This window comes from Christensenella minuta, from assembly GCF_003628755.1.
GTDB classification, from domain to species: Bacteria; Bacillota; Clostridia; order Christensenellales; family Christensenellaceae; genus Christensenella; species Christensenella minuta.
Genome location: NZ_CP029256.1, coordinates 423,671 through 444,289, shown reverse-complemented (window position 1 = coordinate 444,289; position 20,619 = coordinate 423,671). Strand labels below are relative to the sequence as shown.

The following is a 20,619-nucleotide window of genomic DNA, read 5'->3' as shown; positions in this document are numbered from 1 at the left end:
GTATTGGCTTTATTGTACCACTTTATTCCCATAAAAGTTCCAAAAAACAGAAAAAACCGTCTTGCCTTGACAAAAGTATCCCGTTTTGGTATGCTGATATTATTAATTTACTAGTTTAGTAATTTACTAATAATATTTTAGGAGCATTGTTATGAAAATACCGACGAATTTGAAACATAAACCTGTCATCGTGGCAAAAGATTATTCTAGGATCGATGGCAAATACGCCTACGCGACGGACGTGCAAGGGCTTTCCGCCGGGCTTGCCCAATGGAACGACCGCGGGAAGGTGGATATTTCAGCCAAAATTTGGCGGTATACCGGACAGAAATGGTCCCGCCAGTCGGAAGAGCTCCCTCTCCACCGTGTGCTGGACCTTGCGATCTTCGTATGCGATACCCTGAAATACTTCCGGGACGCCTACCGCTACCCAAAGCTTTACAATCCCGAAAAACCGCAGTTCGACCGCGTGGGTATCCAGGGCGATGCGATGACTATGGAAGTCTGCACAGACAACGAGAAGATCGATGAGGATATCCTGCTCTTCTCGCAGGCGCTTTCGGACGACAGCGAGCTTCTAGGCGAACGCCTCTCCGTACTGTCCCGTCTCCTGAAAGATATGGGCTACTGATGCGCCGGGGCTGGCCAGGTAATAAAAGCTGCATGAAAACATGCGGCTTTTTACTTCCGCGCCCGTCTGTTTCACGCGCGCGAGGCAATAATTCATATGGTTTTAGTTTGTCGCGAAAACCGTTTTTTCCGCGCCCGCAAAAATACTGGATTAACTTGCTCCCGCACGCATTGACAGCGGATTTTGAAACCTTTATAGTAAGAAGGTAAACAATGAAGAACGAGGAGAGGATCACTTGGATTACAGAGCTTTTGATACAAGCGTACAGGAAATCAAATATAAGGTTCTAAAGGAGGTCGCGACGCTCGCCTGGGATGGGAATCTGGACAGCGGGCTTCTACAGATCGCCGAAAAAATCATGCCCGGCCCCAAACCTACCATGCGGTGCTGCATTTATAAGGAACGTGCTATTATCAACGAACGCGTCAAGCTCGCTATGGGCGGCGATCCGGATAATCCAAATGTCGTCGAGGTGCTGAATATCGCATGCGACGAATGCCCTGTCGACGGTATCCGCGTATCGGAAGCCTGCCGCGGGTGTATTGCGCACCGGTGCAAAAACGTATGTCCCAAGGACGCGATCGAGATCATTGACCTCAAGGCACATATCAATCCCGATAAATGCATTGAATGCGGGCGTTGTGTCTCCGCCTGTCCCTATAATGCCATTACAAAAATGGTCCGTCCGTGTGAAAACGCCTGTAAGGTTGGCGCCATCACTATGACGGAGGATAAAAAGGCGGATATCCATGATGAAAAGTGCATCTCGTGCGGCGCATGCGTCTACCAGTGCCCGTTTGGCGCGATTTCTGACCGCTCCTTTATTCTGGAAGCGATCAATCTGCTGAAAGAATCGGAGAACAACACGAAATATAAAGTATACGCGGTGGTCGCTCCCGCCATTTCCAGCCAGTTCAGCGGGATCAAGGTAGAGCAAATGGTCGCCGGAATCAAGCGGCTGGGCTTTTTCAATGTGGTCGAAGCGGCGCTCGGTGCAGACATGACCGCTTATAAAGAAGCCGAGGAACTGTACGAAAAGAAATTCCTTACCAGTTCCTGCTGCCCCGCTTTTGTGCGCTATATCAAAACCGCCTTCCCCGGCCTTGCGCAGCATATTTCACATAACGTCTCGCCGATGGAAGAAATTTCCACTTATTTAAAAAAGATGGATCCGCACGCAAAGATCGTCTTTATCGGACCCTGCATCGCGAAGAAGATGGAATACAAGCTTCCCGAGGTGGACGGCATCATCGACTGCGTCATCACCTTCGAGGAGTTGCTCGCGCTTTTGGACAGCCGCTGGATTGACCTCAATGAGATGCCGGAGGAACCGCTCGATAACGCTTCCTATTATGGCCGTATTTTTGCGCGCAGCGGCGGCGTCTCTGCCGCGGTAGCGCAGGCGCTGAAGGAGCATGGCTACGACGATTTTACCTGCAATCCCGCCGTATGCAACGGCATCGAGGAATGCAAAGTAGCTCTCCTTAAGGCTTCCCGTGGTATCCTGCAGGAAAACTTTATCGAGGGAATGGCATGCCAGGACGGCTGCATCGGCGGTGCGGCCTGCATCACGCACGGTCCGAAGGACAAGAAGCAGGTGGATGCTTACGGAAACGAAGCCAAGGAAACCACGATCAAAGAATCTATTGGTATCTTAGGTATGATTAAGGAATAATTTGCCAGACAACCCCCCCGGAACGTTCCGGGGGGTTATTGTTTCCTATGAGCCATTGCCTTTTATTACGCTTCCGCCCGTTCTTTCAAGGGCACCATCAGCGCTTCCATTTTCGGAGAGACTACCGCCGCTTTTACCGGCTCGCTCCTGTTGGTAGAAATTGGCACAAAGTGTGCCTTTCCCGGTGAAACGCTGATTTGCATCCCCGCCTTCACGCGCAGCATCACGTAACTTTCCGGCACGGCCTCCCCCTCCCGCAGGTCGCAGAACAGCATCACTCCCTCGCCCGATACGAAGTAGAATACCTCCGCGTCGATGTGGTATTCCACTTCATCGTATTCAATCGGCTTGAACCTTCCTTCGACAAGCCCGCCTGATATTTCGTTCGTCGCGAATTTCGTCACGATATCCGACGGCCGCCAGTCAAAATAATCTCCCGTCGGCCGGACCTCGTTTATCATCTGCACTTCCACACCGTCGATCAATCCATCTTTCCAATCCTGTATTAAAAGCTTCATTTTATTTCCTTTCTCCGCTTTTTTATTCAGTCCCTGCCGCTCCATACTTCCGCCACATGGTTCATAATCCCTTCATTGGCCCGGTATAGAGCACGGAAAGTCTGATATCCACCGCGATATATTTCAAGATTGTTTTTGTTCGGCACATACTTCCTGTCTTCAAACTTTATCGCTGTCCGGCAGGCCTCTTCCGCATCTTTATAGATTCCCGTACCAATCCCCGCCAGAAGCCCAATCCCGAGCGCCGCCTGTTCCTGCGCGCTGGTCACGGAGATTTCCTTTTCAAAAATATCCGCCTGCATTTGCAGCCAAAGCGCGCTCTTTGCCCCACCGCCCGAAGCAATGATCCGGTCTGTCCTGACCCCCACTTCCTCCAGGACCGTAAGGCAATCTTTCATCGCATACACAACGCCTTCCATCACGGAACGCACCAGATGACGCGTATCGTGCTTCAGCTTCAGCCCAAAAAACATTCCTTCCGCATCCGGGTTCATATGCGGTGTACGTTCCCCGCCGAGATAGGGCAGGAAAAACAGTCCCTCGCTTCCCGCTTCCGTTTCTTCGGCCAGCCCTGTCATTTCGGGATAATCCTTGGCCTTCAAAACATTGTCCCGCAACCAGTGCATTGAGATCCCGCCGCCGAGAATCGCCCCGAATACGGCATAAGATTTTTCAATGGCATTGCAAAACGTATGGATGCGGAGTTCCCGGTCATAGATGTCGCTTGCCGAACAGGTCGCCATGGTGGCGCCCGTACCAATATTGGCGACCATCAGTCCTTCCTTATAAACACCGTTTCCTATAATCAGCGCGCTTTGGTCCCCCGATCCATAGATCACCGGGATTCCCTTTTTAAGCCCTGTTTCACGGGCGGCAGACTGCGTCACGCTTCCCGCTATTTCGATGGATTCATAACATTCCGGAAAGATATGCCTATCTATATCAAACAGGTCTGTCATTTCGTAATACCAATTGCGCGACGGCAGATCAAACAGGGTCGTCGCAGAGGCATCCGTCACCTCACAGGCCAGTTCTCCGGTAAGCTTCAGCCGAATATAATCCTTGGGGCTGCATATCTTATCTATTTTTGCATAGAGCTTTGGGCGCTCTTGCTTTATCCACAGCAGGGACGGAAATGCAAAACCGGTAAAAATACGGTTATGGATATGGGAAACAATGTCTTCCCTGTCCACTTTCCGGTAAATTTCTTCCACCTGCTTTTTAGACCGCTGGTCTACCCAAATAATTGGCGGCATAACCGCCTCACATTGTTTATCGAGCGCCACAACGCCATGCATCTGTCCCGTGATCCCTATACATGCGACCGCCGCGAATTCCGCCGGGGCTTTTTCCTTCAATACCGCCAGAATACATTTTACCGCTTCCCACCACTGGCCTGTATCTTCCTCGGCAAAATTTGCCGCAGGCACCATCACGTCGTAATCCTTCCCCGCAACTGCAACCGTCCCCTTTTCAGAATCCAAAAGAATCGCTTTTGCACTTTGGGTCCCAAGATCGATCCCCAATATCACCGCCATATTCGCACCTCTTTATTTACAGACATTTTCAGGCCGTGCCCGTTTATTTCCCTTTGGCGATCGCCGCGCCCGAGCTCGTGCCCAGCCTATTTGCGCCGGCACGGATCATACGGACCGCATCCCCGTAAGTCTTTATGCCTCCGGAAGCCTTTACCCCTATGTCCGGGCCTACGGCCTCCCTCATCAGGCGAACGTCTTCCTCCGTCGCTCCTCCCGTTGAAAACCCGGTGGACGTTTTTACAAAATGCGCACCCGCCGTTTTGCTCGCATCGCACGCACGCTTCTTTTCCTCATCCGTCAGCAGGCATGTCTCCAAAATGACCTTTACGATTGCTTTTCCTCGCACGGCGTCGACAACTCCGGCTATATCGCGCTCCACCAGATTCCAGTCGTCCGATTTGATTGCTCCTACGTTAATCACCATATCCACTTCCCTAGCGCCGTTTTTTACGGCATCGGCCGCCTCAAACGCCTTGGCCTCAGGCGTGCACGCCCCCAGAGGAAAACCGATCACGCAGCAGGGCGTGACGCCGCTTCCTTCCAGTTGCTCCGCCGCATAGCGGATATAGCACGGATTTACGCATACGCTTGCAAAACGGAATTCTTTCGCCTCCTCGCATATCTTTTTCACTTCCGCAAGCGAAGCCTGCGGTTTTAAAACCGTGTGATCGATATATGCTGCAATTGCCCGCGGGTTCAGTTCCATTTCGTTTCTCTCCATCTTCTTCTTCCTTTCTACTATAAAACGTGCAAATCAGCAAATGCTCCCTTTTTCATAGAAGCGTTTTCCCAGTGCATCGGCCATAATAATCGCGGTTTCTACCATCTCTTCTGTCACCTTGAACGGCTCGTTCTGCCAGCAGGAATGCATAGAATTTTCCGCAATCGCTGTTATGTTCTGCCTATTTGCTTCCACGGCCAGATCTTTTAAGGTTATGGGCAGGCCCACCGATGCACAAAAGCGATAAATCCCATCAATCATCTCTGGATCGCGGTTTTCCATAACAAGCTGGCACAGAGTGCCGAACGCTACCTTTTCCCCATGCATCGTCTTTGCGCCTTCCGGCAGTGCAGTAAGTCCGTCCGCAACGGAATGCGCGCCCGCTGTCGCGTTGTTTTCAAATCCGATTCCGCTCAGCAGTACATTTGCCTCGATCACATTTTCCAGCGCCTCATTCACCACGTGGTTTTCCACTGCGATTTTCGCGCTTATTCCATATTCCATGATGACCGCAAGGCATTCCCGGGCGATCGCTTTGCCTGCGCAGGTAGCTCGGAAACCGCCTTCATTATGATAGACAAGATTCGGACTGTCGGAATTCCAATTTGCTTCCGCCTCAAACAGGGTTGCTAGCGCATCCCCCATCCCGGAGACCAGGAACCTCACCGGCGCATCCACAATGATTTTGCTGTCTACGATCAGGACCGCCGGGCTGACATCATAAAACCATTCCCCTTTATGTTTCCCGTTTGCCTCGTAAATAACCGAGAGCGCGCTTGCCGGGGCATCCGTCGAAGCGATCGTAGGAACGATAATAACGGGTTTTTTCGTTTTATATGCCACTCCTTTGGCAACGTCGATCGTTTTTCCTCCGCCGACCGCCACGATTACATCCGGCTCCAACCTTCGGGCCTTTTCCGCATACTCCCCGATCAATTCCTCCGTTACTTCACTGTCAAAAATCAGCGTTTCCACACTGCTGCCGCCCCTGCCTGCCAGTTCTTTCAGTTTCCTGGACATTTCCACATAAAAAAACTGGTCCACAACCGCCAAAACACGGTGGCCGAATTTCCCCGTATAGCAAAAAATATTATCAAACTCTCCCGGTCCCTGGATATATCTTCCCGCCGAGCACCAACCTCTTGTCGTACTTTCTACTCTTCCCATATGCATCCGCCGGTATTCTCCGGCCTCTCCTTTCCTCGGCTCTCCCCGGTTCACCTCTGCCGGAGCGCCTGTTCTATTTCCCGTTCCAAATGTTTTGCCGTCAGGCCGAATGTTTCCTTCAAGTATTCCACCGGGCCAACCTGCCCAAAGCGATCCTGTACACCGATGCGCCTTAGCGGGACCGCTTGTGCGCATTCCGCCATCACCTCGGCTACAGCGCTTCCGAGTCCGCCGTAAATACTGTGGTTTTCAAAAGTCACGGCCAGTTTTTTGCCCTCGACGCAGTTCCGTACCAGCGGAACGTCCAGAGGCTTTATTGTAAATAGGTCAACTACAGCCACAGAAATTCCTTTCTCTCCAAGCATCTTTGCCGCGTCGAGCGCATCCCGCAATAAAATCCCGGCTGTGAAAATAACCGCTTCCGTGCCATTGACGAGTATATTGCCTTTTCCAATCTCAAAGGTAGAGCCCGTCTCATAAATCTGCGGTACTCCCTTACGGTTCGCCCTGATGTAATGAACTCCTTTCATTTCCGCCAACCGGTCCACCAGCCACTCAAGCTGTACGGTATCGGCCGGATCAAAGATCATCGCCTCAGGGATCGAGCGAAAAAGTGCTACGTCTTCGTAGGAGGAATGCGTGCCCCCGTTCGCCGCTGCGCACACACCCGGGTCGGATCCATAAATATTGACCGTGTTGTGGGAATACGCTCCCGCCATAAACACCTGATCCATGACGCGCCTTGTCACAAAGGGCGCGAAGGAATGTACAAAGGGAATAAAGCCTCGTATCGACATGCCCGCCGCGACCCCGATCATATTGGCCTCCGCGATTCCCATCTCAATGAATTGTCCCGGCACTTTCTTTTTGATGATCGAAAACCTGGAAGCATCCGCAAGGTCCGCGTCCATCGCCACTATGCGGCGGTTCGTATTCATTATTTTTACCAGCGCATTTGCAAAGGCCGCGCCCATTTCTCCTTCCGCCGGGGACTGGCCCGATATCATTTTCCACATTATTTGCTTATCTCCCTTCCGCAAGCTGCCGTTCCAGCTCTGAAATTGCTTTGTCCGCCTCGCTATCCACCGTCTCGTTAAATTTCACGGAATGGTTATCCTGCATTTTTGCAAAAAAGTCCACGCCCTGTCCTTTCACCGTATCCAGTACAATACAGGACGCCTGCCCCTTGCGTTTTTTGCATGCGCTGATCGCCAGCGATATTTTCTCTTCGTCGTTTCCGCAAACACGATCGGCCGTAAAGCCAAACGCCTGCATCTTCTTCACAATATCCTGCGGAGCAATAATTTCTTCGGTATATCCGTCCAGTTGTTTTTTATTTTCATCGATAATCACGATCACGTTATCCAGCCGATAGTGCGCTATAAACTGGAACGCTTCCCAGCATTGCCCTTCATTTAGCTCGCCGTCGCCCGCTACCAGGTAAACATATTGCTGTCGCCTTCCCTGCATTTTTAGCGCCATACCGATCCCGGCGGCGATAGAGGTCCCCTGTCCGAGCGAACCCGTCGTCACATCGATCCCCGGCGTTTTCAGCCGATCCGGATGGGAAGGCAGGCTTGTCCCGCCTTCATTCATCGTATACAGCATGTCCCGCTCAAAATATCCCTCCAACATCAGCGCGCAATAAAGCGATGCCGCCGAATGTCCCTTGGACAGCACCAAATAGTCGCGGCCATCGTTCTTCGGGTCTCCGCTGTCATGCTTCAGCTGGTCCTTATACAGTGCCGAGAGCAGCTCCACGATGGACATCGCGCCGCCCAGGTGCCCGTATCTCCTCCATTTCAGCATTTTCAGAAGCTCTATACGGATCTGCCTGGAAAATGCCTTCATCTCCTGTCGCTTTGTTTCATTCATCTTTCTGTTTTCCATTCCATCTTATTCTTCCACCTGTTTTTCCCTGCCGGGAAAAACAGGTGCGCTTCTCTTTCGTCCCCCGCCCGTTTATTCACAGTTGATTAATACTTTGCCGTTTTTACTGTAAAGTTTGGTATCAAACACCATCCCGATATCTTCGAGCGGCACGATGTCTGTAATGATTTTGTCTACATCCACAATGCCCTTTTCGAGTAAAAAAATCGACCGTGCAAACGTATCCGGATTAACAAAGGAGGCCTTCACCGTAAGCTCTTTTTTGAACAGCTCAAACGGTTTTATTCCCGCCACATCGTCCGGCCCTGTAAGGCCGAACAGCATTACCACGGCGCCCTTTCCCGCATACCTGACTGCGTATTCAGCCGTGCTGACGCGCCCGGCGCAATCGATCACCCGGTCGACGCATTCCACATTGTTCTTTCCGAGGACCTCCTCCGTATCGTCCTTAGTGGGATTGATTACAATTTCAGCGCCATATTCTTTCGCCCGTGCAAGCCGTACCTCTACCGGGTCGACCGCAATGACCCTCGCCGCGCCTGCGCTTTTCGCAAGCTGTATCATAATCATTCCGATATTCCCGGCGCCTACGACCATCACCGTATTTCCGGGACGGATGTCCGTGAGGTCGATTCCGTGCAGACAGCAGGAGATCGGCTCAATCATCGCCGCCTGTTCGTAGGACACCGAATCCGGTATTTTATAGACCAAGCGTTCAGGAACTGTCAGATACTGTGCGAAACCGCCGTCCGCGGCTGTCCCGAGGCCCACCATACGATTACATAAATGCTTCATGCCATTGGTGCAGTAATAGCAGGTCCCGCAATAGTCGTTCGGGTCGGCCGCCACCCTGTCGCCAGTGCGGATGCGTGTGACGCTTTTACCCGTCCTCACAACCTCGCCCGAAAGCTCGTGCCCGAGTATGGTTTCCCCATCTACCTCTGCGGAGCCTTTGTCTCCTTCGTAAATATGAACGTCCGTACCGCATACGCCGCAAAACCGCACCCGGATCAGCACTTCATCCTCTTTTGGCTCGACACAGGGCATTTCCCTGATTTCCAATTGATGTTTTCCTGTAAAAACAGCTGCTTTCATCTCACACCTCATATATTTTTCAGACCGTTTCATCCTTTTTGTTTGTCGTGACCTGAAGCAATACGGCGCCCACAATGATGAGTCCCTTGATGACATCCTGCGGATAAGCCGGGACTGCACACAGGTTCATGATGTTTGTGATGAGCGCCAGCACAAGCGCGCCAAATACAGCCTTCAATACGTCGCCGCTGCCTCCCGCAAGGCTTGCTCCGCCAATTACGCAGGCCGCAATCGCATCCAGCTCCTGTCCGTCCCCAATGGTAGCCGTACCCGTTGAAGACCTCGCCGCCACAAGTATGCCCGCAAACGCTGACAGGACAGCAGACACGATGTAGACAGACGAAACATATTTTTTCACGCGGATGCCCGCAAGCTCCACCGCCGTTATATTGCTTCCTGTCGCAATTACGATGCGTCCATAGGAGGTGAAATGCTGGATGAAAATAAACGCCAGTATGATAACCAGTCCGATAATCAGGATTGGATAGCCGCTTTCACTTTTTACCAGGGTATTCAGCGTCCCGTCTTCCATCTTGATCGGCGAACCGTTCGTGAGCATAAACGCGATTCCCCGTGCAATGGTCATCATGGCAAGGGACGCCACAAACCCCTGGAACTTAAGATAAGCCACCAGAATGCCCGTTGCAATGCCCAGCAGGGCACAAACTGCAACCGACACAATGATCGCCAGCCCCCACCACGCCATGCCTGCTTCCGTAATCAGTATCGCGCAGAGCGACGCGCCCAGCGCCATAATCGAGCCGACCGAAAGATCGATCCCGCCGGTCAGGATAACGAACAGCATGCCGATCGCCACCAGAATCGGCGCAATCTGCTGCAGCATAATGTTCGTCAGGTTCATTGGCGTAAAAAAGCTGGGAGACATAAAGCAGCAAACGACAAACAGTCCCGCAAAGATCAGATAAGTATTATTTTCGATCAGTATTTTTTTAATACTGCTTCCATTTGGATTTTTCATATTCAGCCCCCCATTGAATAATTGATCAGTTCTTGTTCCGAAAGCGACTCTTTATCCACTTCTCCGGTAATCATGCCCTGGCGCATAACGATCACCCGGTCGCACATCCCTATAATTTCCGGCATTTCGGACGAGATCATAATAATCGCCACGCCCTCTTCCGCCAGTTTATTGATGATATTATAAATTTCGATTTTTGCGCCAACGTCCACGCCGCGCGTCGGTTCGTCCAGAATAATACATTTACAGCCTACGCCGACCCACTTTGCCAGCGCGACTTTTTGTTGGTTGCCGCCTGAAAGACTGCTTACGTTATCTTCGATCCCGCCGTATTTGGTTGCCAGGTCAGCCAGGATATTTTTAACGTACTCCTCTTCCTTTTTCTTTTTCAATATGCCCGTTTTCGTCGTGATCCGCTTTATGATGGGCATCGTCGTGTTGATCTTGATCGACTGATTCAAAAGCAATCCTTCTTTTTTCCGATCCTCTGGCAGATATCCAAGCCCGCCGTCCTTCGCTTCCTGCGGATGCCTGAAATCGACTTCCTTGCCGAGATATACAATTTTATCCGCCTGCTTCTTGGCAATCCCAAACAATGCCTTCATGATTTCCGTCCGTCCGGACCCAACCAGTCCGCTGAAACCTAGCACTTCACCAGCGTGCGCCTCGAAGGAAATATCCCTTACAAATCCTGCCGTGCTGAGGCCCGATACCGAAAGCACCACCTCGCCGATCCTGGCGCTGCGCGGCGGAAACATTGTCGAAAGCGGCCTGCCGACCATCTTATTAATGACCCTCTGTTTGTCCACATCCTTTGTCGCCATCGTGCCGACATATCCGCCGTCCTTGAGAATCGTTATATTGTCGCTAATCCTGAATATTTCCTCAAGACGGTGCGAAATATAAATGACACTTACGTTTTCCGCTTTCAGCCGTTCAATGATGCCAAATAATTTTTCGATCTCCGAAAACGTCAAAACTGCCGTCGGTTCGTCAAGGACCAACACCTTCGCATTGCGCGTAAGGCATTTGCAAATCTCCACAACCTGCTGGTGCGCCACGCTGAGCGTTCCCACCTTTACCGCCGGCGAGATATCGGAAAAACCAAGTTTGCTCAGTTCTTCCTGGGCGCTTTTCCTCAGCTCCTTCCAGTTGATGATGCTGCGCCCCTTTGAAAGCCGGTCAATAAAAATATTTTCCGCTACTGTCAGGTCAGGAGCCAGCATAAATTCCTGATATACGACTGCTACGCCCAATTCCTTTGCTTCCTTCGGCGAAGTAATCTGCGCCGGTTTCCCGTCGATGTAGATTTCACCTTCGTCTTTTTGATACGCGCCTGACAGTACCTTCATCAGCGTTGATTTACCTGCTCCGTTTTCTCCCACCAACGCGTGGACCTCGCCGGGCCTCACGCTGAACGACACGCCGTCCAAAGCTTTTACACCGCCGAAATGCTTTTTGATATTACGCATATCCAGCCTCAATTCGTCCACTGTCGTCTTTACCTCCCTTTCCAAGCCATTCTTAATCCTCTATGGCAATCTTTTACCGTGCGCCCACCGCAGGAGGTGGGACGCACGGCTTTTTACTTGCTACAACTTCCAGTTTCGTCCATGTGATTCGTTACAGTCTGCAATCAGAATCCGTAATCGTATTCCTGCTCGACATTTTCGCTCGTAACCGCGATCGCTTCGGTCATCGTGATCGGATCGTAGCTTGCCGCATCTTGTCCGTCAACCAGGATCTCTTTGGCGATCTGCATGCCCAATTCGGCAATTTTACCGGGGCTGTTCTGGCCGATTGCAAGGAATGTGCCTGCCTTGATCGCATCATATCCGCTGAACGAACCGTCTGCTGCCGCAATCAGCATAATGTCTTCGCCTGCCTTCTTGCCCGCATTGTCGATCGCCGACATCGCGCCCAGCACCATCGAGTCGTTTTCGCCCATAATCAGATTCGTATCCGGGTTCGCCGTCAGGATGTCTTCCGCCGCCTCGAGGCCGCCATTCTCTGTCCAGTTGCCCCAGCCTTGGCCTACAATTGTGAAGTTTGCGTCCGCATTTTCGCCTTTCCCGCCGCTGATGACCTGCTGATCCAGCTCCTTGGCCGCCGTCCATGCCTCTTCTTCCGTGCAGCCGGTCCGCTCCATGATAATGCCTGCCATCAGACCCTGCCTGCGCTGCTCGCCTGCGATGCTTCCCTTGTTTCCCGAAAGCAGGATTCCTTTGATCGCCGTATCGGCTCCGTTTTTCTCATTGAACGTTTTCACGAATTCCTGTCCGACTTTAAGGCCGTTCTGTTCATTGTCGGAGTATACCGTCGTGATCTGCGCGGTTCCGTCGTCCACGCCACTGTCGAGGTTAATAACGCCGATGTCCGCGTCTGTCGCAAGCTGGATGCTCGCCACCGCCGCCGTCGGGTCTACGCAATCAAGGAAAATCAGGTCGACACCCATCGAAACGAGTGTCTGCATATTTTCGGTCTCTTTCGCGATATCGTCTTCCGCATTGAGGACCACGCATTCCCATCCGGCTTCCTTCGCCATTTTCTCAACATCATCGGCAAGCGTCTTATAATAGGCTCCGTCCATCGTCCTGATCGCAAAACCTACCTTGAACTGTCCGTCCGCCGTTTCTGCGGAAGCAGATTCCGACGCCTTTGATGCTTCCGGCGCTGCTTCCGATGCTTCCGGCGCTGTCGAAGCAGATGGCTGCGATACGCCCGCCGCGCATCCTGCAAAGGCGATCACAAAAAGTACGCAAAGTACAACTACTAAAAGTTTTTTCATCTTTTCCTCTCCTTTGTGGTTCATTTAGTTTTGGGTTGTAACATGTAAAAAAGTTCAGATTGTTTAACATTTGTGCTTCTTCATCCAGAAGATTATCATAATAAATCATTTATGTCAATAATTAAATTCATAATTTATCAAATATTTTCATATTATTCGCTAATATCGATCTATATATAGTCATCCATCCCCATGGAAACCTCCAAGGACAGCTTTTATATCGGTATTTCTCGTTTAATTTTTATAAATTTATTTTTGTTTCCGTCAATCTTTCTTTTCGATAAACATTGTTTTTTCCACATTTGTCCTATTAAAACGCTGTTTTCTCATCCCTGTCAGCGGCTGTGCTTTTCCCTTTTTCAAGCTTATAAATCACAAAAGATCAATAAAACGATCTTCTGTGATTTATTTCAGGCGCTTTTTCCTGCAAATCATTGACAACGCACTCAATAGGGATTAGAATGGAAAAAGATGGGGTTTGGCCGTTTGCTGCGGCAATAAATGATAAGGGGCAATGATCGTGCTTCCACTGGAACGAAGGCAAAAAATCATTGATTATGTCAACAAAAAAAATACCGCGCTGACCGGCGAATTGTGTGAACTGACCGACGCTTCTATCGCTACTATTCGCAGAGACATCAATCTTCTGGTATCCAAAAACAAACTGAGGAAAATGCATGGCGGAGTACAAAAAATCAAGCAGGAAACCGTCAATACGTTTTTTGATTATGCAAAAATCCGTCAGGACGACCCATTTTTCAAAACCAAGGACAGCAACGCGCGTATAGCCGCGTCGCTCATCGAACCGGGCGATGTGCTGTTTCTGGGCGGTGGGCTTACCTGTACGCTGATGAGCCGATATATTAAAGAAATCGAAAACATTACCGTTGTTACGACCAATGTAAATGCAGTTGTGGAACTGGCCACCTCTCCGGCGGTCTCCGTGATGCTGATCGGCGGCGATATTTTTGTCGGGCGCACTCACATAGAGACCCTCAGTGAATTTTCGACCGGCCTGCTTCCCAAGCTTTATTTTGATAAAGCGTTTTTCACGGTTGACGGTATCGATCTAGAATATGGCTACTCTATTATCAAGCGTTTCCAGCTCCCTTTATATTCCTATCTGCTGAACAATTCGGATCAGACTTATGTTTTTCTGGACGGCGGGAAGATCAACAAGCGTACGTTCCTGTGCGTCTGCCCGCTTGAAGAGATCAACAATATTATTTGTTCCGAAAGGCTGCCAAAGGAATATACGGATTTCTATGCATCCGAAAATATCAACGTATATAAGTAACAGCAAACGTCCCAACGCCAGATACAGATAATATTTGTGTTTCTTCTATCCTATATGCTTTTGCGGCTTTACAGCTGCCTTGCCGACTATATTGGGCTTTTTTTGTCGGCCTTTTAAGGAGGAGATAGATCAATGAAATACATGCTGGGCATAGATATCGGTTCCCAATCGCTTCGCGTCTTTCTATTTGATGAAAAACTCGAAGCTGTCTCCCACCGCAGTACGGCGCAATACATCGAAGTAGAACGTCCCCTGTGGGCCACGCAGAACGCAAATCTTTGGTGGCCGGCCATTTGTGGCAGTATCCGGTCTATCCTCGGGGAAACGGGCGTCGACCCGAAGGACATCCTGTCTGTAGGCTGCTGCGCGCATATGCATGGCGCAGTGCCGCTCGATAAACAGGGAGAGCTGCTGGATGAAAACATACAGTTATACTGCGATAAACGTACCTATGAACTGGTCGGCCGTCTTTACCAAGACGGAACGGCCGAGGAATTATATGAAACAGCCGGGAATATTCCCGCTACCAGTTGGTTCGGACTCAAAATCCGTTGGATCAGGGAAAATCAGCCAAAGCTTTACGATGCGATCCATAAAGTCCTGACCCCCAAGGATTATATCAACTTTAAGCTGACGGGGATGGCCTGTATCGACCCTACGGAGGCATCCGGTTCCCTGCTGCTTGATGTGGCCACCGGCCAGTGGTCAGACCTGTTGATCCGCAAAATCGGAATAGACCGGGAAAAGCTTCCCGCAATTGTTCCTGCCACCGCCGTTGTCGGGGAGGTCTCCCGGCAGGCAGCGGCGGAAACCGGGCTGTATCCGGGCACAAAGGTTGCGGCAGGCAGCGGCGATATGCCAACCTCCATGTATATTTCCGGAATTCACCGGAAAAATGTCATTGTCGATCTTTCCGCCACAACCGGCGTCATTGCCTGCCACTCAAGGCACCCCATTCTCGACAGACGGCTGCTGAATATCCACAGTCCTGTCTCCGGCTGGATCGTATACCGGTCTCTGGACGGTTCCGGAGCGGATTACCGCTGGCTCCGGGACACACTTGCCGCCCGGGAAGTTTACGAAGCTGAAAAAGCGAGGGCAGATCCGTATGATTACCTATCCTCTCTCGCGGAAAAAACGCCCGCCGGGGCAAATGGCCTGTTGTTCCTTCCCCATTTTCTCGGTGAAAGAACAATGGGCAGTATGCATTCGCGCGGCGCGTTCATCGGCCTGCACCTCGGTACAGAGCTTCCCATTATGACGCGCGCCCTTCTCGAGGGGGTGGCTTTCGATTTGAAGCGTACGATCGACGTGCTCGAGGCAGACAATGTGCGTGCAGAGGTCGTCCATCATGTCTCCGGTGCGGCCAAAAGCCCGGTCTGGAGTCAAATCAAAGCGGATATTTACCAAAAGCCAGTCTATACGCTGCAGGGAAACGAAGACAGCGTCCTTGGTGCGGCCCTGCTTGGTGGGGTTGCCGTCGGGCTGTTTTCCTCGCCTGCCGAAGCAGTGGATGCCGCTTTTTCCATCAAGGATATCTTCGAGCCTAATCCATGCAATAAACAGCTCTATGAAGATCTGTACCATGCGTTTTGCCAGGCGCACGATGCCCTGCAGCCGGTATATGAACGGCTCTCCATTCACTATTGATATGTTCCGGCGGTCCCCGCCGTATCTTTTGTTTTTGCACTAAAATCCGGGCCGCCAGCCCGGCCTGTTGCCTCTTTCAATATCGCAAGTGAGATCATTCCCCTTCTTTGCGGCGTGCAAGCGCCGCCGCAACAAATTCGCGGAACAACGGATGCGCCTTGTTGGGACGGCTCTTGAATTCCGGATGAAACTGGACTCCGATAAAAAAGTCGTTTTCCGGGAGTTCTACCGCTTCCACAAGCCTTCCGTCCGGAGACAGCCCCGTCAGCCGCATACCCGCCTCCTGCATTTGCCGCCTGAAATCATTATTGAATTCATACCGGTGCCTGTGCCGTTCGGCAATCTCTTCTGTGCCATAGGCCCGCCGCATGATGGAATCCGGGGCAATGCGGCATGGATACGCGCCCAGCCGCATCGTGCCTCCCTTTTTCTCCACATCCACCTGTTCGGGCATCAGATCGATAACGGAATAAACGTTGTTGCCGCTAAATTCGCGTGAATTTGCCGTTTGATATCCGAGGATATTGCGCGCAAATTCAATAACCGCTGCCTGCATTCCCAGGCATATACCGAGGAACGGTACATTGTGCTCCCTCGCATATTTTACCGCCGCAATTTTCCCTTCGATCCCCCGGTTGCCAAATCCTCCGGGAATCAATACCCCGTCTGCACCGCCAAGCTTTTCCTCCGCATTGTCCTCGCCGGTCTCTTCTGCATCCACCCATTCGATCTCCACATGTGCTCCGTTTTCATATCCGGCATGTGCGAGCGCTTCCGCTACGGAAAGATATGCGTCGCGGAGCTGTACGTATTTTCCGACGAGCGCGATCTTCACAGGCTTTTTTGCCTTCTTGATACGGGCGATCATTTGTTTCCACTCTCTGAGGTCAGGCTTTCCGCATTCGATATGCAGCTCCCGGCATACGAGATCCGCAAGTCCATTTTGTTCGAGCATCAGGGGCGCCTGGTAAAGGATCGGAAGTGTACGGTTTTCAATGACACAATCCGGTTTGACGTTGCAGAAAAGCGCGATTTTTTGCTTGATGCTTTCCCCCACCGCCTCATCGCTGCGCATCACAATGATATCGGGCATGATACCAAAGGACTGCAATTCCTTGACCGAATGCTGTGTAGGCTTCGATTTGTGCTCGCCCGAGCTTTTGATGTACGGCACCAGCGTTACATGGATAAACAGGCAGTTATCCCTTCCTGCCTCGCAGCTTACCTGGCGGATCGCCTCCAAAAACGGCTGGCTTTCGATATCGCCCGTCGTTCCTCCGATCTCGGTAATCACCACGTCCGCGCTTGTCTTTTTGCCCACGGAATAAATAAACGTTTTGATCTCGTTTGTCACATGCGGGATCACCTGCACCGTTTCCCCAAGGTATTCCCCCTTCCGCTCCTTGGTCAGCACGTTCCAATAGACCTTGCCTGTCGTAAGGTTGGAGAATTTATTGAGATCCTCGTCGATAAACCGCTCATAGTGCCCGAGGTCAAGGTCCGTCTCTGCGCCGTCTTCCGTCACGAAAACTTCCCCATGCTGGAAGGGGCTCATAGTGCCCGGATCCACATTGATATATGGATCGAGCTTCTGGGCTGCAATCTTAAGGCCGCGCGCTTTCAAAAGCCGTCCGAGTGACGCCGCCGTGATCCCTTTTCCAAGTCCCGAGACAACGCCGCCCGTTACAAAAATATACTTTGTCATCTTACCCTCCCTATGCCTCATATGTTTTAAGCAATTCTTCGGCGACCTGGCGCTTCGATACGCGCATGTCCATCGCCTGCTTTTCAATGTACCGGTGTGCCTGCGGCTCCGTCATACCCAGCACCTGGATCAATACGCATTTGGCCCGGTCGATGAGTCCCATGTCTTCCAGCCTGCGCGAAAGCTTTTTATTCTCGTTGTGTATCCCAAGCATCCGGTTGCGCGTTGCACAGGCAAGCCGGAATGTCTGGCGGAATAACGATTTGGAAAGCGGCGTCAGCGCAACGAGGCCGCCCGCCGTTTCTACCCGCAGGATGCTCCTGGCGTCCGTATCGCTCTTCGCCACTACGATGATTCCGCAATAGCTGTTGCGCGAGGCATATTCGGCAAGCTCCTCGCCAAATTCATCCGGGAGAGGCGCATGGATCACGAGAAGATCGACGTCCATCCTGCTAAGCGCCCCCCGCGCGTCCCTGCCGCTGCCGGCAAAGACCATCTCATGATCGCCGTATTCTTTTACCAGGCTCACAAAAAAATCGCGTCCCTTTAAAGACCCGGACGTAAGCAATATCCGGCTCATAAGCAGCCCCCTAATTCTGCGTATAAAGCTGGCGGTAAGGATTTTTAGAATCCGGGCGTAGGACATAAAAATCACTGTCCGCCACCGCTTTCTCGCTGTGTCCGAAAACCCTGCAAAATTCCTTGATATACGCTTCGATTGCCTTCATATCTTGCTTTTCCGCTTTTTTTACGATGATTTGGCGGGGAAGGTCGGCCGGCGGCGTCTGGCACCGCAGATAGATTCTTCCGCCGTGCATCCCCATCCCGCAGAAATTCCCCACAGGGCGTTTGCATCCCATGCCGAGCACAATGATCGTTCCACCTGCCTGGTATTCTCCGAGAAAGCTCCCCGCCGAGCCGCCAATCACCAGCACCGGGCTTTTTTCCTTATATTCCTTCATATGGATTCCCGCACGGTAACCGACGTCGCCGTTGACAAATATTTTACCACCACGCATCGCATATCCCGTCGCGTCTCCCGAAGAACCCGCAATATAGATCGTCCCGTCGTTCATGGTGTCGCCCGCCTGATCCTGTGCGTTGCCATGCACAGTGATGATGCTGCCGTCAAGATAAGCGCCGAGCGCATTCCCCGGCGTACCGTTAATTACGATCTTTTTCCCTGCAAGCCCGCTGCCAATATACCTCTGGCCCATGCAATGATCGATCACGACTTCTTTTCCCGATGCCTTGATCTGCTCGTTTAACTCCTTGAAATACATACCCGCCGCATTGATATTCATCCCGCTGCACCTCCCAGCTTTTTATCCCGTTCCTTTCTTGAAAACGCCATCAGCTGTGGTTTTTCCCTAATCAGCTCGTAATCGATCGTTTCAAGCGGCGTCCGCTCCCTGACCAGCGCGGTATAAATGCCTGCGCGTGCAACATCGCCGATCAGGATAAATCCTTTCAAAACGCCGTTTTCAGAAACGAGCATTTTGTAATCCCGGCCGCTTTTACGGATAAACCGTTCCCCGTCATAGCTTCCGGCGGTAATCATATGCAGGCCGAAAAAACCAATGGCATTCATAGGAATCGCCTTATCATATTCCTTGCTTCCCCCCGCCATATTAATCCCCGCGCACTCTCCCTGCATATACGCGTTCGGGAGGAGCGCAAGCGGCCGGGATTCACCCGTTGTGATATCATAGCTTTCCGTGCAGTCCCCGGCGGCATAGATGTCCGGCAGCGACGTCCTGCACCGCTCGTCCGTCACAATTCCCCTGCGCGCTTCGATCCCCGCTTTTTGTGCAAGCTCCACATTGGGCCGCACTCCTACAGCGGCAACCAGTACGTCAAAACCGATCTCCTTCCCGCTTGACAGCACGGCCGTGTTTCCCTTGAACTCCTGCACGCCGTCCGACAGGTGGAAATGGATTCCCTGCGATTCCATGTGTTCCTGAACGGGGCGTGCCGCTTCCGCATCCAAAATGCTCGAAAGTATCGCCGGTGCCAGGTCGATAACGTCAATCTTCCCCACCTTATGTGCGATTCCTTCCGCACACTTAAGTCCAATGAGTCCTGCTCCCAGGATGAGCACGCGGCTGTCCGCCTTGAGCGCCGCATCGAGCGCCTTTGCGTCGTCAAGCGACATAAACGTATGCCGTTCGCTCACCCCGGCAAGTCCTTCGATCTCCGGAATAAACGGCCGCGAGCCTGCCGCGGCCAGTAATTTATCGTATTCAACAACCGTTCCATCCTCAAGGAGCAGCCATTTTTCCCGCGGTTCTATCCTTGTTGCCTTTCTGCCGAGCATAACCGTACAGTTCATTTTTTGGTAAAAATCACCGGGGCGGTATTTCATCCGCTCTTCCGTCGTCTTTCCGCACAACAGGTAGGAAATCGCCGGACGCGAATAGGTGTGGTAGGGCTCGTCGGCGACCACTACGATCTCACCGTTCTTGTCCTGCTGCCTGATTCCCTCGATACATCCGACCGCTGCCGCGGAATTTCCAATGAGTACATATTTCATGCTTATCTCTCCTCAAACACGATCGCCCGGTTCGGGCAGCCTTCCACGCAGGCCGGCGTCCCGCCTGCTGTCTCGACGCACAATTCGCATTTTTGCATCACTCCCGTACCAGACGGCATGATTGCTCCATACGGGCACATCAAAATGCAGGTACAGCAGCCGACGCACTTATCCTGGTCGATCATGATAATGCCGTCCTCTACGGAAAGCGCTCCCATGATACATCCGCGGGCGCAGAGCGGCTCCTCGCAATGGCGGCAGGAAACCGCAAAGTGGATATTTCCTTCCTCTTCGATGCGGATACGCGGATTGATATGCACATCCTTCAGCGCTTTTACCATGTCTGTTTCCGCTGAACCCGCGAATGCGCAGTTATATTCGCAGAGGTGGCACCCAAGGCACCATTTTTCATTTACATAAATTCGCTTCATC

General features: G+C 51.8%; 19 protein-coding genes. 4 read left to right on the top strand and 15 right to left on the bottom strand.

What is annotated here, in order from left to right; translation table 11 throughout:
• Positions 1-151: 151 nt before the first annotated feature.
• Together B1H56_RS02125 and B1H56_RS02120 are read left to right on the top strand one after the other, a co-directional pair.
• Positions 152-631 (top strand): DUF6530 family protein, encoded by a 480-nt coding sequence (locus tag B1H56_RS02125; protein WP_066520588.1) that lies wholly within the window; start codon positions 152-154, stop codon positions 629-631.
• A 235-nt stretch (positions 632-866) separates the two neighbouring features.
• Positions 867-2,306 carry a 4Fe-4S dicluster domain-containing protein gene (locus B1H56_RS02120; protein ID WP_066520587.1) on the top strand — a complete coding sequence of 480 codons (1,440 nt, stop codon included), beginning with the start codon at positions 867-869 and terminating at the stop codon, positions 2,304-2,306.
• Positions 2,307-2,371: 65 nt separating this feature from the next.
• On the opposite strand, the gene B1H56_RS02115 is transcribed toward B1H56_RS02120, so the two are convergent.
• The 10 genes from B1H56_RS02115 to B1H56_RS02070 form a co-directional block, all read right to left on the bottom strand.
• Entirely contained in the window at positions 2,372-2,824 is a 453-nt protein-coding gene (locus tag B1H56_RS02115) for a hypothetical protein (protein ID WP_147554695.1), read from the bottom strand.
• A gap of 26 nt (positions 2,825-2,850) precedes the next feature.
• Positions 2,851-4,362 (bottom strand): xylulokinase, encoded by a 1,512-nt coding sequence (gene xylB, locus B1H56_RS02110; protein ID WP_066520584.1) that lies wholly within the window; start codon positions 4,360-4,362, stop codon positions 2,851-2,853.
• Positions 4,363-4,405: 43 nt separating this feature from the next.
• A complete protein-coding gene (gene deoC, locus B1H56_RS02105) occupies positions 4,406-5,068 on the bottom strand; it encodes a deoxyribose-phosphate aldolase (protein ID WP_066520715.1) in 663 nt (220 codons plus the stop codon).
• Positions 5,069-5,116: 48 nt separating this feature from the next.
• Positions 5,117-6,250: a glycerol dehydrogenase gene (locus B1H56_RS02100; RefSeq protein ID WP_162938952.1), complete on the bottom strand. Its 1,134-nt coding sequence runs from the start codon at positions 6,248-6,250 to the stop codon at positions 5,117-5,119.
• A 50-nt stretch (positions 6,251-6,300) separates the two neighbouring features.
• Positions 6,301-7,266, bottom strand: a complete 966-nt coding sequence (locus B1H56_RS02095) for a transketolase family protein (protein WP_066520583.1) — start codon at positions 7,264-7,266, stop codon at positions 6,301-6,303.
• A 7-nt stretch (positions 7,267-7,273) separates the two neighbouring features.
• Positions 7,274-8,140: a transketolase gene (locus tag B1H56_RS02090; protein WP_242861998.1), complete on the bottom strand. Its 867-nt coding sequence runs from the start codon at positions 8,138-8,140 to the stop codon at positions 7,274-7,276.
• 72 nt (positions 8,141-8,212) lie between these two features.
• A complete protein-coding gene (locus B1H56_RS02085; protein WP_242861997.1) occupies positions 8,213-9,202 on the bottom strand; it encodes a zinc-dependent alcohol dehydrogenase family protein in 990 nt (329 codons plus the stop codon).
• Positions 9,203-9,254: 52 nt separating this feature from the next.
• Positions 9,255-10,214, bottom strand: a complete 960-nt coding sequence (locus tag B1H56_RS02080) for an ABC transporter permease (protein ID WP_066520581.1) — start codon at positions 10,212-10,214, stop codon at positions 9,255-9,257.
• Between the two features lie 2 nt (positions 10,215-10,216).
• Positions 10,217-11,707: a sugar ABC transporter ATP-binding protein gene (locus B1H56_RS02075; protein WP_242861996.1), complete on the bottom strand. Its 1,491-nt coding sequence runs from the start codon at positions 11,705-11,707 to the stop codon at positions 10,217-10,219.
• A gap of 143 nt (positions 11,708-11,850) precedes the next feature.
• Positions 11,851-13,002, bottom strand: coding sequence for a substrate-binding domain-containing protein (locus B1H56_RS02070; protein WP_082771061.1), 1,152 nt, complete (start codon positions 13,000-13,002; stop codon positions 11,851-11,853).
• 514 nt (positions 13,003-13,516) lie between these two features.
• Between B1H56_RS02070 and B1H56_RS02065 the strand changes: the two genes are divergently transcribed.
• A complete protein-coding gene (locus B1H56_RS02065) occupies positions 13,517-14,299 on the top strand; it encodes a DeoR/GlpR family DNA-binding transcription regulator (protein WP_066520578.1) in 783 nt (260 codons plus the stop codon).
• Positions 14,300-14,431: 132 nt separating this feature from the next.
• Positions 14,432-15,949 (top strand): xylulokinase, encoded by a 1,518-nt coding sequence (locus B1H56_RS02060; protein ID WP_066520570.1) that lies wholly within the window; start codon positions 14,432-14,434, stop codon positions 15,947-15,949.
• Between the two features lie 94 nt (positions 15,950-16,043).
• Here B1H56_RS02060 and B1H56_RS02055 read toward each other — a convergent pair whose 3' ends face one another.
• Genes B1H56_RS02055 through B1H56_RS02035 form a run of 5 tightly spaced genes read right to left on the bottom strand, consistent with a single transcriptional unit; the run spans position 16,044 to position 20,618 of the window.
• The gene (locus B1H56_RS02055; protein WP_121418958.1) at positions 16,044-17,654 is read right to left on the bottom strand and encodes a CTP synthase; all 1,611 of its coding nucleotides are present in this window, start codon (positions 17,652-17,654) and stop codon (positions 16,044-16,046) included.
• A gap of 10 nt (positions 17,655-17,664) precedes the next feature.
• Positions 17,665-18,234: an ANTAR domain-containing response regulator gene (locus tag B1H56_RS02050; RefSeq protein WP_066520559.1), complete on the bottom strand. Its 570-nt coding sequence runs from the start codon at positions 18,232-18,234 to the stop codon at positions 17,665-17,667.
• A gap of 10 nt (positions 18,235-18,244) precedes the next feature.
• A complete protein-coding gene (locus B1H56_RS02045; protein WP_066520556.1) occupies positions 18,245-18,958 on the bottom strand; it encodes a GltB/FmdC/FwdC-like GXGXG domain-containing protein in 714 nt (237 codons plus the stop codon).
• Positions 18,955-20,187: an NAD(P)/FAD-dependent oxidoreductase gene (locus tag B1H56_RS02040; RefSeq protein ID WP_066520553.1), complete on the bottom strand. Its 1,233-nt coding sequence runs from the start codon at positions 20,185-20,187 to the stop codon at positions 18,955-18,957. Before B1H56_RS02040 ends, B1H56_RS02045 begins: the two co-directional genes overlap by 4 nt.
• Before the next feature lie 2 nt (positions 20,188-20,189).
• Complete coding sequence (locus tag B1H56_RS02035) at positions 20,190-20,618, bottom strand: 4Fe-4S dicluster domain-containing protein (RefSeq protein WP_066520552.1); 429 nt, start codon at positions 20,616-20,618, stop codon at positions 20,190-20,192.
• Position 20,619 lies beyond the last annotated feature (1 nt).

Coding starts and splice junctions, on each gene's coding strand:
- B1H56_RS02055 (WP_121418958.1), bottom strand. CDS start 17,654: ATGACAAAGTATATTTTTGTAACGGGCGGCGTTGTCTCGGGACTTGGA.
- B1H56_RS02065 (WP_066520578.1), top strand. CDS start 13,517: ATGATCGTGCTTCCACTGGAACGAAGGCAAAAAATCATTGATTATGTC.
- deoC (WP_066520715.1), bottom strand. CDS start 5,068: ATGGAACTGAACCCGCGGGCAATTGCAGCATATATCGATCACACGGTT.
- B1H56_RS02040 (WP_066520553.1), bottom strand. CDS start 20,187: ATGAAATATGTACTCATTGGAAATTCCGCGGCAGCGGTCGGATGTATC.
- xylB (WP_066520584.1), bottom strand. CDS start 4,362: ATGGCGGTGATATTGGGGATCGATCTTGGGACCCAAAGTGCAAAAGCG.
- B1H56_RS02070 (WP_082771061.1), bottom strand. CDS start 13,002: ATGAAAAAACTTTTAGTAGTTGTACTTTGCGTACTTTTTGTGATCGCC.
- B1H56_RS02090 (WP_242861998.1), bottom strand. CDS start 8,140: ATGGAAAACAGAAAGATGAATGAAACAAAGCGACAGGAGATGAAGGCA.
- B1H56_RS02100 (WP_162938952.1), bottom strand. CDS start 6,250: ATGGGAAGAGTAGAAAGTACGACAAGAGGTTGGTGCTCGGCGGGAAGA.
- B1H56_RS02035 (WP_066520552.1), bottom strand. CDS start 20,618: ATGAAGCGAATTTATGTAAATGAAAAATGGTGCCTTGGGTGCCACCTC.
- B1H56_RS02060 (WP_066520570.1), top strand. CDS start 14,432: ATGAAATACATGCTGGGCATAGATATCGGTTCCCAATCGCTTCGCGTC.
- B1H56_RS02080 (WP_066520581.1), bottom strand. CDS start 10,214: ATGAAAAATCCAAATGGAAGCAGTATTAAAAAAATACTGATCGAAAAT.
- B1H56_RS02095 (WP_066520583.1), bottom strand. CDS start 7,266: ATGTGGAAAATGATATCGGGCCAGTCCCCGGCGGAAGGAGAAATGGGC.
- B1H56_RS02045 (WP_066520556.1), bottom strand. CDS start 18,958: ATGAATATCAATGCGGCGGGTATGTATTTCAAGGAGTTAAACGAGCAG.
- B1H56_RS02050 (WP_066520559.1), bottom strand. CDS start 18,234: ATGAGCCGGATATTGCTTACGTCCGGGTCTTTAAAGGGACGCGATTTT.
- B1H56_RS02115 (WP_147554695.1), bottom strand. CDS start 2,824: ATGAAGCTTTTAATACAGGATTGGAAAGATGGATTGATCGACGGTGTG.
- B1H56_RS02125 (WP_066520588.1), top strand. CDS start 152: ATGAAAATACCGACGAATTTGAAACATAAACCTGTCATCGTGGCAAAA.